A 12,551-nucleotide genomic window follows, 5' to 3' on the forward strand; every position below is an offset into this window, starting at 1 on the left:
CGGGAAGCGGCTAAATGCTCTACAGGGTGGGCGCAGCAGCCTGCGGCTTGTTTTGCGCGATAGTGACCGGCACGCCGACGCGTAGGCTCTTCAACTGCCTCAGCCGGTTCCGGAAAGCCGCCAGTTCTCCCCCGGCAAGCTGAGCAGTGGTGGTGAATTTGACTGAAAGCGGGTTCACCGTTCGGCCGCTACGATACAGTTCGTAATGGAGATGCGGGCCGGTCGAAAGACCGCTTGAACCAACATAGCCGATCACCTGCCCCTGACGGACGCGCTGACCATAGCGCGCGGCGATGCGGCTCATATGGGCATATCCGGTGGCAAGGCCGTTGCCATGTTCCAGCCGGACATAATTGCCATGGCCACCATGGCGTCCTGAATAGGACACGACGCCATCGGTCGCGGCATAGATGGGCGAGCCATAGGCGGCGGCGAAGTCGATACCCGCATGCATGCGCGTATAGCCAAGGATGGGATGGCGGCGCATGCCAAAGCCAGAGGACATGCGGCCTTGCACCGGCGCGGACAGCACGCCGCGCCGTTCCCCGACGCCGGACGCTTCGAACCATTGGCTGCGGCCGTCGGTGGTCCATTTGAGCATGTCGATGCCCCGGCCGCTGGCTCGGTGCAGGCCAGCGAACAACAGGTCGCCTACTTCGACATCCCCGGTTGCCGCCCGGCGATATTCGGTGATGATGTCGTAGCGGTCGCCGCTGTGGATCGACCCCAGATCGACCTGTTGCGCAATGACACGCAGGAAGCTCTGAATCGCCTTGGGCGGCGCGCCAGCCGCGCGCGCGGATTGATAGATGCTGTCGCCGATCACGCCCTGAATGCGCAGCGGCGTGTCATCGACATGAATGGCCGTGCGCTTCACTTGCAGCAGCCCGCCCACGCGATTGATCTCCAGCGCCAGGTCGAGCCGGGCGCGGAAGGCGAGATGGTCCAGCGGCCGGGGCATGTCGCGGCTGGCGCGGCGGCCAAGCACGATGTCGAGCGGCGTACCCGGCTTCAGCCCCTTGGCTATATCGCCGCTGGCGAGCGCCATGACCTGAGCGGCGTCCGCATTGCTGACCCCTGCCCTCGCCAAGGCCCGGCTAAGCGAATCACTTCCACCTATCTGCGCGCGCAATTCGATCTGCGGACGTTCGGGCGTTTCGCGCAGAGGTTGGACGGCGTCGGTCGGCCCCATGCGCCGTCCGCTGTCCGCGCCCATGGCGAGCGGCGTGATCATCTGGCTGCGCACTTCCTCGAACTGCGGCTGAGCGAGCAGTGGCTCAGGCTCGCCGGGCAGAGGTTGAAAGCCGGGGGAGAGGTAGAGCGCCGATGCGCAAAGCCCAAAGCAGGTAGCAAGCCCGCGAAACCACGTACGGCTGCCCACTCGCTGGCCAAGATCGGGGACCAGTTCGACCTCATCAGCCCAGTCGCGCAGGCGGGTGCGCCAGTCACGCGCATCGGCGGTCGTAAACGCCCCCTTGCCGATGGCGTCAGTCACCCAAAGGGAAGCGGATGCGCCCCCCTGCTGAGGACTGAACTGGCTACCGTGAAACACTTGAAAAAGCCCCCCACGGGCTGAAATTTCGCCCGACCCCCGCCGCGCGTTCATGGGCATTGTTGTGAATGCATAGGGTTAAAGTCAAATAAAGACGGATTTTTTAACCATATTCAAGCGACGAAACGTGCCCTTCAGCCGTTGAACAACGCAAGCTGCATAGCCCAAAGGAGAATCGCGCCCTTCCCCTTGCTCTCGCTGCACTCATCCCCGACATAGAGAGGATCATGGCTCAATTTGCCCGATCGCCCGTCACAGCCGTGCTGGGTCCCACCAATACCGGCAAGACGCATTTGGCCGTCGAGCGCATGTGCGGTCATTCCAGCGGGATGATTGGCTTTCCGCTTCGATTACTGGCGCGTGAAGTTTATGACCGGGTTGTCGCCATCAAAGGCCCCGGTCAGGTCGCGCTGATCACGGGGGAAGAGAAGATCGTCCCTCCGGGCGCGCTTTATTATCTCTGCACGGCCGAATCGATGCCGCTGGATGGTGACTATGCCTTTGTCGCGCTGGACGAGGCGCAGCTCGGCTCAGATCCGGAGCGTGGGCACATCTTCACCGACCGACTGCTGCGGGCGCGTGGTCGGGAAGAAACGATGATCCTGGGATCGGCCAGCATCGGCCGGGTGGTGAAATCACTGGTGCCGGGTGTGGAGATCGTCAGCCGCCCGCGCTTTTCCACGCTGTCCTATGGCGGGGCGAAGAAGCTGTCGCGCCTGCCGAAGCGATCGGCCGTCGTCGCCTTCTCGGCGGAGGAAGTCTATGCCGTGGCAGAGATGCTGCGGCGTTTTCGTGGCGGCGCTGCCGTCGTGATGGGGGCGCTGTCTCCCCGCACCCGCAATGCTCAGGTGCAGATGTTCCTGAATGGCGAGGTCGATTATCTGGTCGCGACCGACGCGATCGGCATGGGGCTCAATCTGGACGTGGCGCATGTCGCCTTCGCTTCGTTGCGAAAGTTCGACGGGCGGCGGACGCGGCGGCTGACCGTATCGGAAATGGCCCAGATCGCGGGTCGGGCTGGGCGTCATCATAAGGACGGCACCTTCGGTAGCCTTGGCCATGAAGATGGCGACGCAGCCTTCACGCCCGAAGAGATAGAGGCGATCGAAGCGCATCGCTTTCCACCTGTGGAGCAGCTCTTCTGGCGCGAAGGGCAGCCGCGCATGGACAGCGTCAGCCGCCTCATCATGGAGTTGGAGACGCGGCCTGATCGTGACGAGTTGCGGGCGGCGCCCGAAGCGGTGGACCTGGCGGTGCTGCGGCGACTGTCCGACGATCCGCTGGTCATCGACCGGGTCAAGGGGAAGAAGGCCGTCGAAAGGCTGTGGGCCGCATGCGGACTGCCCGATTTCCAGAAACTGGGTGCGGAACATCATACGCGCACCGTGAGCCGCATCTGGCGTTTCCTGTCCGAAGGCCACGGCCACATCCCACGCGACTGGTTCGCCCAGCAGCTGGCGCGCCTCGATTCGGTGCAGGGCGACATCGACACGCTGTCAGGGCGGATCGCCGCCGCCCGCACCTGGTCCTATATCGCTCATCGCCCCGACTGGCTGGCCCATCCGGCAGAGATGGCAGAGCGGACGCGCGCTCTGGAGGAAAGGCTTTCCGACGCCTTGCATACGGCGCTGACACAGCGTTTTGTCGACCGCCGCACCGCTATACTGTTGCGCGACATGGGGCAGGACGCCAGCAATTTGCCCGTCGATGTGGAGCAGGACGGGACGGTCTGCGTCGATGGTGAGACGATCGGGCGACTTGACGGATTTCGTTTCTCGGTCGATCCGGCTACGCGGCATCAGGATAGAAAGATGCTGCTGGCGGCGGCGGAACGCCGTCTTGGAAGGATATTACGAGTGAAGGCTGACGAATTGCTGGGCGCGCCCGACACTGATTTCGTGCTGATGGACGAGCCGGGACAGGCGCCGGGTATCGGTTGGCAGGGCAATGCCGTGGCGGCGCTGCTCGTTGGCCCGTCGCTGCAGGCGCCGGAAATCCGGCTTGATCGCGGCCTTCTGGCGCTTGGCCAGGATGTGCAGAAGCAGGTGCTCACGCGCCTCACAAGCTGGATGGAGGCGCAAAAGGAAAAGCATCTTCTGCCCCTCGTGAAGATGGCGGCCAGCGCGGCCGATCCGGCGGTTCCTGCGGTGGTACGGGCGGTGTTCGCCCAACTGGCCGACGCTGGCGGCGTCATGGCGAGGATCGATCTCGATTCGGCGCTTGACCATCTGGACAAGGACCAACGTCACCTTCTGCGTCGTGCGGGCATCGATATCGGGGTGCTCGACATCTATCATCCGGGCCTTCTGAAACCCGGAGCGGCACGATGGCGCGCGGCGCTGCTGGCGGCACGCATCGCCAAACCATGCCTTCCCCTGCCCCTGCCCGGCCTGACGCTCATCCCGACGGGTGAAAAGGCGGAACAGATGGGTGCCCGCATCGCTGGCTTCCGCGGCTTCGACGATCAGATGCTGCGAATCGACATGGCGGAACGCATGGCCCGCGCCGCCCATGAAGCGATCGCGAAGGGCGAGGCCTTCACCGCGCAAAGCCCGCAGATCGTCTCGCTGGGCCTCAACGAACCCGCTTTCCTGCAACTGATGCGCCTGGCTGGGTTCCGCCCTGTCGAGGCAGCCACGGAAGGCGGCGCGAACTGGACCTTCCGTGGCCGGCAGAAGGCGCGGCCCGATCAACAGCACGCCCGTGGGCCTAACCGGCGCAGCGCTCCTGCGCGTGGCGCGCCTTCCCGCCCCGCTTCGACCGGCGCGGCGGCTCCAGTGAGCAACAATGCCTTTGCGGGCCTGGCGGAGCTTCTTGGCCGCAATGGCTGAAGGCGCGCCCCTCGGTAATCATGGACCGAGCCTGCGCATCGACAAATTCCTGTGGTTCGCCCGGCTCGCCAAAAGCCGGTCGGTGGCGCAGAAGTTGGCCGAAGAGGGTCATATCCGCCTGAATGGCCGCCGCATCGAGCGCGCCCATTCGCCCGTGCGCGCGGGCGATCTCATCACATTTCCCCACCCCAGCGGGGTACGCGTGGTCCGTGTCGTGGAGCTTCCGGGACGCAGGGGACCAGCGCCAGAAGCTCAGACATGTTATGAGGAACTGAAGCTGGGCGATTAGGGAGACAAAAATATCCTCATTGACCTTCGCGCGCGCCGAGCATAGCAGGGCCGCCGCTGTCGAACCCCTATAGAGTGCTGATCCATGACCTATGTCGTGACCGACAACTGCATCCGCTGCAAATATATGGATTGCGTCGAGGTCTGCCCCGTCGATTGTTTCTACGAGGGCGAGAACATGTTGGTCATCAATCCCAACGAATGCATCGATTGCGGCGTGTGCGAACCTGAATGCCCTGCCGAAGCCATTCTGCCCGATACGGAGAATGGCCTGGAGAAGTGGCTGGAACTCAACACCAAATTCTCGGCTGAATGGCCCAACATCACCGTCAAGGGCGACGCCCCTGCCGACGCCGATGATATGAAGGGCGTCGAGAACAAGCTGGAGAAGTTCTTCTCGCCCGAGCCCGGCTCTGGCAGCTGATCGCACCCTTCGACCGACGAGCAGGACGGCGCGTCCAGATGCTGAAGGTCCATCGTTTCCGATCATCATATTGATGCCAGATCGTTGCTGACGAACTACCCCTAGCGTTTCGGCATGAGGCTCACTCCCGGATTTTGCGTCTGGGGGTGGCAATTTTGTTACGAATCTGCTAAATAAGGGTCAAGAGGCGGAAACGGTCGCATTCCGTCCTGGAGTATTTGCTCATGTCCTGACGGTGGCGCCGTGGAATCCTCGGCTTGTGCTACTCTGCGTATCTGTGACGCGGCGATATCCGTCTCCGGTAGAATTAGAAAGGTTTCAAATGGCTGCCAAGGCGCTGTCCTTTGACGTTGGTGATTATGTTGTTTACCCCAAGCACGGTGTTGGCCGGGTGGTCGAGCTGCAAAAGGAGCAGATCGCGGGCATGGAATTGGAGCTTTACGTGCTCCGGTTCGAAAAGGAGCGCATGACGCTCCGCGTGCCGACCAACAAGGCCGAAGGCGTCGGCATGCGCAAGCTGTCGTCGAACAAGACCCTGGAAGAGGCCATCGAAACGCTCAAGGGCAAGCCGAAGGTCAAGCGCACCATGTGGTCGCGCCGCGCGCAGGAATATGAAGCGAAGATCAATTCGGGCGACCTGGTGTCGATCGCCGAGGTGACCCGCGATCTGTTCCGCGCCGACGACCAGCCGGAGCAGAGCTATTCCGAACGGCAGATTTTCGAGGCCGCTTCCAGCCGCCTCGCTCGCGAACTCGCCGCAATGGAAGAAACGGATGAGCCCAGCGCTCTCAAGAAGATCCTGCGCATCCTGAATGAAGCCGCACCGAAATATGCCAAGGTGGAAGGCTGATCTGAATTCAACCGAGCCGACAACGGCAGGTAAATGGATTTAGAAAGGGCGCTCCGATTGGGAGCGCCCTTTTTTATGCATGCCACGTCCGGGCGACAGCTTTTGCGAAAGCCGTTCCTGCTTATTCACCCTTCGCGCTGTCGGCTGCGTCCTTTGCAGCGCTTCCAACATCGCTCGCCGCTTGGCCGACCTGCGTGGCAGCGCTCTCAACCGCGCTATCCTTGCGCGTCTGGCTACTGATCAGGAAAAAGGCGGCAATCGCCACCACCACTACCAGCAACAGCACCGCAATCGCCGTGCCGCCACCGCTGCGCCGTTCAACTATCGTCGTCGTCGCTGGACGCTCCTGATAATCAGCCATGGATATCCTCCTCATCGTTACGCCACCCGCACGAATAATGCGCAATGGCGGAGGCGGTTCCTGCATCATCCTCAGCCGGCGCGACGACAGTCTATTCTCGCGCAGAGGCCGCAGAAGGCGCAGAGAAATCTGCATTCCCGCGCGCGCTCTGAGCCTCTGCGGGCTCCGCGGCTCTGCGCGAATGATATTCACGCGGAGACGCGAAGATGAAATTAAAACAACGGCTTCACTCCAGCGCCCATCCCGCCTGATACGGTAAGCGTCCGCAGCAATCCTCCGCGTCTCTGCGCCTTCGCGTGAAAAAGCCAATCACTCTGCCGTCGCTGCTCAAACCATGGAACCAACATCGGATCGCTTCCACGACACTGGCAGAAGGCACCGCAAAGCTGATGCGGATGTCGATGCTTATCGCGAGACGAAGGCCCCTTTTGCTCGATCCTTGACGACCTGATCCGCCCGAAACACCGATCCGCTCATGCTGATGTAAATACCGGGGTCGGCAATCTGAGCCGTCGCGAACGCCATGCCGAGGTTGAAGCTCGCGTCGCTTTCACCAAAGCGTGCGGGGGCGAGCGCGCCGACAAGCACGATCGTCTTGCCCTGCACGCCCTCAAGCGCCTTGGCCGTGTCCGTCATGGTATCCGTGCCATGGGTGATGACAATATGGCTTTCCGCCGCTGAAAGAACCCGCTCGCGGATCAGCGCCCGATCAGCGTCATCCAGTTCCAGACTATCCTTGCGCGTCACCTCTTCTATGCGAAAGGGACGCTTCACCCCGCCTATCTGCAACAGTTTCGCGACGACGCTTTCACCGACCTTATAATCCGACAAGGCATCGAAATAGATTTTGTCGATTGTCCCGCCCGTGGTGAGAACCAGGATCGGCGTATTCACAGCCAGCATGGCGAACTCCCAACTTAGGCACGTGCATTCAGTCTAAACGCGCCGCCATCGGATCGGAACCGTGGATCAGCGCGCGCGGGCGATTTCCTCGCCACGGTCGCGGGCGGCAGCCAAGGTGTCGGTAAGGAGTTTCAACAGCCGGTCGTCCGCGTCGAGGACGTTCAGCCCTTCGCGCGTCATCCCGCCGGGGCTAGCCACGCGGTCGGCCAATATCGCGGGGCTTTCGCTTGCTTGGGCAGCAAGGCTCGCAGAACCTTGGACGGTGGCGAGCGCCATCCTCGCAGCCTGATCGGCCGAAAGCCCGATCGCCTCCCCTGCGCGCGCGAACGCATCGATGAAGCGGAACAAGAAGGCGGGTCCACAGCCTGACAGGGCCGTCAGCGCGTTGAACTGGCCTTCGTCTTCGATCCACTCGGCGGCACCTAATGGCGTAATGAGCGCGTCCACTTCGCTGCGGGCTGAGTGAGACACCTTGTCGTCGGCATACAGTCCAGTGACGCCCTGCCCCAAGGCGACAGGCAGGTTAGGCATCGCCCGGACGATGTCCTGGGCCACCGGGAAACGCTTACGCAGATCCGCAACCGGCGTCCCGGCCAATATAGAGACAATGCGCGTATCAGCCGCGCAAAGAGGCGCAAGCGACGCTGCTACATCGTCAAGCTGATAGGGCTTCATGCCCAACAGTACTGTCGCGTGAGCGGGCAGCGATGCAGGATAGCCCGTCACCACCCGCACCCCGTCCGCGACAGCACGGCCGCTCGGGCGCAACACGGTGACGCTCGCCGGATCAATGCCGCATGCCAACCATCGGGCGAGCATTTGCCCAGCCATATTGCCGCAGCCGACCATGAACAGGTGCGCGGGCCAAGGTTCCGTCATGGACAATCCTCAGGCTTCGCCGCGCGTCTCGATCAGGCTGGCTGAAATCGCCTCCGTCGGACTCTTGCCGCCCCACAGGACGAACTGGAACACCGGGTAGAAGCGCTCGCATTCGTCAATCGCGGTCTCAACCAGTATCTGCGCCTGATCCAGCGTCAACACGCCTCCCGCGCCCAGCAAAGCGCCGTGCCGGAACAACACAATGCCACTGGAAGACCAAAGCTCGAAATGTCCGAGCCAAAGCTGCTCATTGATCAGGCCCAGCGTTTCGTAAATCGTCGCCCGCTTCTCCTCCGTCACGCGGATGTCGGGCAGGGCGAGCAGTTGCAGCACCTGATCTTCATCGCGCCAGATGCCGCGCAGCTCATATTGCGCCCAGCTACCCTGCGTGCTGGCGACGATTTCATCTTCGCCGACCTGATCGAAACTCCACCCATTCGCTTCGAAATAGGCGGCCAGCATATCGATCGGCGCGGCCTCCTGGCCGCCATTTTCAAATTCGTCGCTGTCCATCATTGGCTGGCCATAGAGCATTTCCCGGCGGCAAGGAAACCACCGACTGAGGGAAACGCATCAAAATAGGCGATCGTTGCAGAAAACCAACGGACAGGCGGCAAAGCCTGCTTATTCCGCGTCGCCTGCCTTGGGCTTTGGTGAGCGGACGGTCTTTGTCACCGGTTCACCCGACCGGCCTTCCAGCGCGTCGATCCGGGCCTTCAGCAATTCAACCTCTTCACGGGCCGCCGCCGCCAGCGCCTTCACGGCATCGAATTCTTCGCGGCTCACGAAATCCACGCCGCCGATCCACTGCTTGGCCTTTTCGCGGGCGTTGGTTTCAAATTCCCGGCTCATGCCAGCGACTGTTCCCGCAGCGCCGTTCACCAGCTTGGCAAGGTCGTCGAAAAAGCGGTTTTCGCTCTGCATGGTCTGAATGTCCTTGTTTGCTGGCGCGCGAATGTGCGCCACGATGATGTCATATCTGGGTCTTGAGCGCGGGCGCGACAAGGGTCTCAGCATCCGGGTTGAGGCGCCCGATCTCATAATTCAGCGCCGATGCAAAGCCCAGCCATGCCAGATAAGGCAGCAGCAGCAGCCCCGCGACCCGCCTGATGCGCCAGAACAGCCATGCGGTCACAGCCACGGCGACGAAAAGGACAATGATCAACCCAAGCGCATTATCGACCTGATGCGCGCGGAAGAAAAGCGGCGACCAGACGAGGTTTAGCGCCAGCTGGATCAGGAACAGGATGATGGCCACCCCCCTGCCCCGCGCTCCCCGCGCATGAATGACGATGGCCAGGGCAAGCCCCATCAGGATGTAAAGGATCGTCCAGGCGACGCCAAAAGCCCAGCCGGGCGGCATGAAGTCGGGCTTCACCAGCGCGTCGAACCAGCGATTGCCATATCCGCTATTGGCCAGCTTGCCCGACAGGAAGCCCAGGAACACGATCGCCGGAACCGTGACCAGCGCCCAGCGCAGATAGGCCAGACGCAACTGACCGGGGGACGCGATTTCGTTCATCGTCGGCGCAGCTCCACTAATCCTCACTCGGCGGCCTCGGGCGAATCAGTCCGGGCCTTGTCAAGCCGCCAGTGACCGGTTTGCGGTGAAACACTTCATCCCGCAACCGCGAATAGAGGTGGAAGACCGGCATCTGTCACAAAATCAAACGCCTGCCGGGCTATGAGCAAGCCCGCGCCTAGCCGTCCAGCCGCGCGCCGATGAGAAACTCGACATTGCCTTGGGGGCCGGTGATGGGGCTTGGCGTCACGCCCAGTACTGTCCAGCCCTTCACCGTCAGCCACTGGCTGACTTCCTCGCAGACGCGGGCATGGATGGTGGGATCGCGCACCACGCCGCCCTTCCCGACCTCTTCCCGACCAGCCTCGAACTGCGGCTTGATGAGGGCAACGAGATGCGCGCCCGGCCGAGCAAAACTCAGCGGCCGGTCCAGCACCTTCGCCAGCGATATGAAGCTGGCATCGCACACGATGATATCGACCGGCTCCGGCACATGTTCGGCGGTCAATATGCGCGCGCTCGTTTGCTCATGCACGATCACGCGCGGGTCGGATCGCAGCTTCCAGGCAAGCTGGTTCGTCCCGCTGTCCACCGCATAGACCCGCGCCGCGCCGTTGGTCAGCAGCACATCGGTAAAGCCGCCGGTCGAACTCCCGACATCGATCGCGGTCATGCCAGTCACGTCCAGCGCGAAATGATCAATGCCGTGGGCCAGCTTTATGCCCCCACGCGACACCCACGGATGATCGCGACCCTTCACCTCCAGCGCGGCATCCTCCGCGACCTGCTGCCCCGCCTTCTCGATCTTCCTGTCGCCCAGAAAGACAAGGCCCGCGAGGATGAGCGCCTGCGCGCGCGCCCGGCTCTCGGCCAGCCCGCAATCGACCAGCAACTGATCCGCACGCAGCTTCGCCATCAGCGCACCAGCGCCGTCAGCGTGGACACCGTCAGCAACTGCGGCAGCACTTCAGCCGACTTTCCCGGAGCATACCAGAGGTAGAGCGGCACGCCCGATCGTCCCTGCGCTTCCAGAAAGCGGGTGATGGCCGGGTCCGCACTCGTCCAATCACCCACCATCACCGTCACGCCAGCCTTGGCGAAAGCGTCCCGCGTTTCGGCACGGTCGATGGCGGCAGCCTCATTGGCCTTGCAGGTCAGGCACCAGTCGGCGGTGAAATAGAGGAATACCGGCTTTCCAGCGGCGCGCAGCCCGGCAAGCCGCGCCTCGTCAAAAGCCACAACGCCATCCTGAACCTGCGCAGCACCAGCCCTACGCGCAGGCAGCATCACCATCCCGGCGCCGAGCAGCAGCGCAGCACCCAGCACAACGATCAGCCCGCCCCGCTTGCCGCGATGCTGACGCTCCCCCAGCCACCATAGCAGCAGCGCCAGCAGCAACGCCGCGCCCAGACCGATCGTCATCCCCGGCACGCCGCGCTGTTGCCCCAGCAGCCAACCCAGCCCCAGCGCGGTCAGGAACATCGGGATCGACAATATTCGCTGGAAAGTTCCCATCCACGCCCCCGGCCGTGGCAAACGCCCGCGAAGAGCCGGTATATAAGCGAGCAACAGAAAGGGCAGAGCAAGGCCCAAACCCAACCCGGCAAAGACCGCAAGAGCCGCCGCGACCGGCAGCACCAGCGCCGCCCCCATCGCCACGCCCATGAACGGCCCCGTGCAAGGCGTAGCGACGAAAGCAACCAAAGCGCCGGTCCAGAAGGAACCCGCAATGCCCGCCTTCCCCGCAAGCTTCTCCCCACCACCAAAAGCGCTCAGTTCAAACAACCCCGCAAGGTTGAAGGCGACCGCCGTCACCAGCAGCAGCAGCAGCAAAATGACGCGCGGGTCCTGCAACTGAAACGCCCAACCCACCGCCACCCCCGCTGACCGGATCGCCAGCAGCAACCCGCCCAGCACCAAACAGGTGAGGATAACGCCAGCGCCATAGGCAAGCGCCTCCCGCCGCACCGTAGCCTCATCACCGCCCGCGTGCGCCAGCTTGAGCGCCTTCAGCCCCAATATCGGAAAGACGCACGGCATGATGTTGAGCAACAGCCCGCCCAATATCGCCCCGCCAAGCGCGATCAACGCCGTGCGCAGCAGGCTTGAACTCGCCCCAACAACCGCGCCGGGACGAGCAGTCAGCAGAAAGCCGACATGGTTGCCGGTGCGCAGGACCGCCTGAACGGCATTCCCTTTAAATCCCTGCCCGGCATCGGTTTCGATCAGTAGCCGGTCCCCCTGACGATGGACCGATTGAGGCGCGGCATAACGGACAACCCCTTCTTCCAGTGGAAAGAGATGCACGTCAGACGCCGCAGCTTCACCGGGAAAAGGGATCGACATCCGCAGCTTGCCATCAGCAATTGCGTAACTCGCCTCACTCCCAAGCGGGCGCGGCAAATGCGCCCGCCAGCCGTCGAACCGAGCCTGAATGGCGGGCGACACCAGACCATCGCCCGCGACCAGATCCAGTGCGATATCGGCACTTTCAGGCACGCAAATCTTGTCTGTGCAAGCCAGCCACTCCGCCTTCCCACGGATCGGCAGGCGCGTTCCCTTCGCCACCTCAGGCGCGACATTCAAGGGCGCGAGAAGCGCATAAGGCCCCTCATAGACATGGTTCATGAGGCCGGAAATGAGCAGCGTCTCGGGCACCGGATAGCGCAACGCCCCAATGCTCACGCCCTTGGGCAGCACCCATTTCACGGTCATGCCCAGCCCCGCATCACCTGGATTCTGCCAATAGCCATGCCAGCCGGGCTCCGGCGCCATCGCAAAGGCGATGTTGCTGGTCCGTCCCGGAGCAGGCGCGTCGCTTTCGGCGACCAACTGCACGGCGATATGCGGCGCACCCGATCCGAATGCGCCCTGGGCGCTGGCAACAGGCGCGATAAACAGCGCCAGCGTCATCAGGAGGACATGGAAAATCCGCATCGGG

The 12,551-nt window shown here is 62.9% G+C and carries 13 protein-coding genes; 4 read left to right on the forward strand and 9 right to left on the reverse strand.

Annotated elements, in window-relative coordinates; translation table 11 throughout:
• Positions 1–19: 19 nt before the first annotated feature.
• Entirely contained in the window at positions 20–1,606 is a 1,587-nt protein-coding gene (locus ACZ5TH_RS06815; RefSeq protein WP_464793375.1) for a peptidoglycan DD-metalloendopeptidase family protein, read from the reverse strand.
• Positions 1,607–1,779: 173 nt separating this feature from the next.
• Between ACZ5TH_RS06815 and ACZ5TH_RS06820 the strand changes: the two genes are divergently transcribed.
• From ACZ5TH_RS06820 to ACZ5TH_RS06835, 4 genes are all read left to right on the forward strand, one after another.
• A complete protein-coding gene (locus ACZ5TH_RS06820; RefSeq protein ID WP_464793376.1) occupies positions 1,780–4,383 on the forward strand; it encodes a helicase-related protein in 2,604 nt (867 codons plus the stop codon).
• The gene (locus ACZ5TH_RS06825) at positions 4,376–4,672 is read left to right on the forward strand and encodes an RNA-binding S4 domain-containing protein (RefSeq protein ID WP_449473352.1); all 297 of its coding nucleotides are present in this window, start codon (positions 4,376–4,378) and stop codon (positions 4,670–4,672) included. The genes ACZ5TH_RS06820 and ACZ5TH_RS06825 overlap by 8 nt, the downstream gene beginning before the upstream one ends.
• An 84-nt stretch (positions 4,673–4,756) precedes the next feature.
• The gene (gene fdxA / locus ACZ5TH_RS06830; RefSeq protein WP_375196194.1) at positions 4,757–5,095 is read left to right on the forward strand and encodes a ferredoxin FdxA; all 339 of its coding nucleotides are present in this window, start codon (positions 4,757–4,759) and stop codon (positions 5,093–5,095) included.
• Between the two features lie 322 nt (positions 5,096–5,417).
• Positions 5,418–5,945, forward strand: a complete 528-nt coding sequence (locus ACZ5TH_RS06835; protein WP_097091261.1) for a CarD family transcriptional regulator — start codon at positions 5,418–5,420, stop codon at positions 5,943–5,945.
• A gap of 121 nt (positions 5,946–6,066) precedes the next feature.
• On the opposite strand, the gene ACZ5TH_RS06840 is transcribed toward ACZ5TH_RS06835, so the two are convergent.
• From ACZ5TH_RS06840 to ACZ5TH_RS06875, 8 genes are all read right to left on the reverse strand, one after another.
• A complete protein-coding gene (locus ACZ5TH_RS06840; protein WP_460986105.1) occupies positions 6,067–6,306 on the reverse strand; it encodes a hypothetical protein in 240 nt (79 codons plus the stop codon).
• Between the two features lie 405 nt (positions 6,307–6,711).
• Positions 6,712–7,209, reverse strand: a complete 498-nt coding sequence (locus tag ACZ5TH_RS06845; RefSeq protein ID WP_464793377.1) for an asparaginase domain-containing protein — start codon at positions 7,207–7,209, stop codon at positions 6,712–6,714.
• A 66-nt stretch (positions 7,210–7,275) separates the two neighbouring features.
• Positions 7,276–8,088, reverse strand: coding sequence for a pyrroline-5-carboxylate reductase (gene proC / locus ACZ5TH_RS06850; RefSeq protein ID WP_464793378.1), 813 nt, complete (start codon positions 8,086–8,088; stop codon positions 7,276–7,278).
• Positions 8,089–8,097: 9 nt separating this feature from the next.
• Positions 8,098–8,604 carry a type III secretion system chaperone family protein gene (locus tag ACZ5TH_RS06855; RefSeq protein WP_196224098.1) on the reverse strand — a complete coding sequence of 169 codons (507 nt, stop codon included), beginning with the start codon at positions 8,602–8,604 and terminating at the stop codon, positions 8,098–8,100.
• A gap of 108 nt (positions 8,605–8,712) precedes the next feature.
• Positions 8,713–9,012: an accessory factor UbiK family protein gene (locus ACZ5TH_RS06860; RefSeq protein WP_464793379.1), complete on the reverse strand. Its 300-nt coding sequence runs from the start codon at positions 9,010–9,012 to the stop codon at positions 8,713–8,715.
• Positions 9,013–9,061: 49 nt separating this feature from the next.
• Positions 9,062–9,610 carry a TspO/MBR family protein gene (locus tag ACZ5TH_RS06865; protein ID WP_464793380.1) on the reverse strand — a complete coding sequence of 183 codons (549 nt, stop codon included), beginning with the start codon at positions 9,608–9,610 and terminating at the stop codon, positions 9,062–9,064.
• A 178-nt stretch (positions 9,611–9,788) separates the two neighbouring features.
• Positions 9,789–10,526, reverse strand: coding sequence for a TlyA family RNA methyltransferase (locus ACZ5TH_RS06870; protein ID WP_464793381.1), 738 nt, complete (start codon positions 10,524–10,526; stop codon positions 9,789–9,791).
• A complete protein-coding gene (locus ACZ5TH_RS06875; RefSeq protein WP_464793382.1) occupies positions 10,526–12,547 on the reverse strand; it encodes a protein-disulfide reductase DsbD family protein in 2,022 nt (673 codons plus the stop codon). Before ACZ5TH_RS06875 ends, ACZ5TH_RS06870 begins: the two co-directional genes overlap by 1 nt.
• Between the last annotated feature and the right edge of the window lie 4 nt (positions 12,548–12,551).

The organism is Sphingobium sp. TomTYG73 (genome assembly GCF_055394245.1).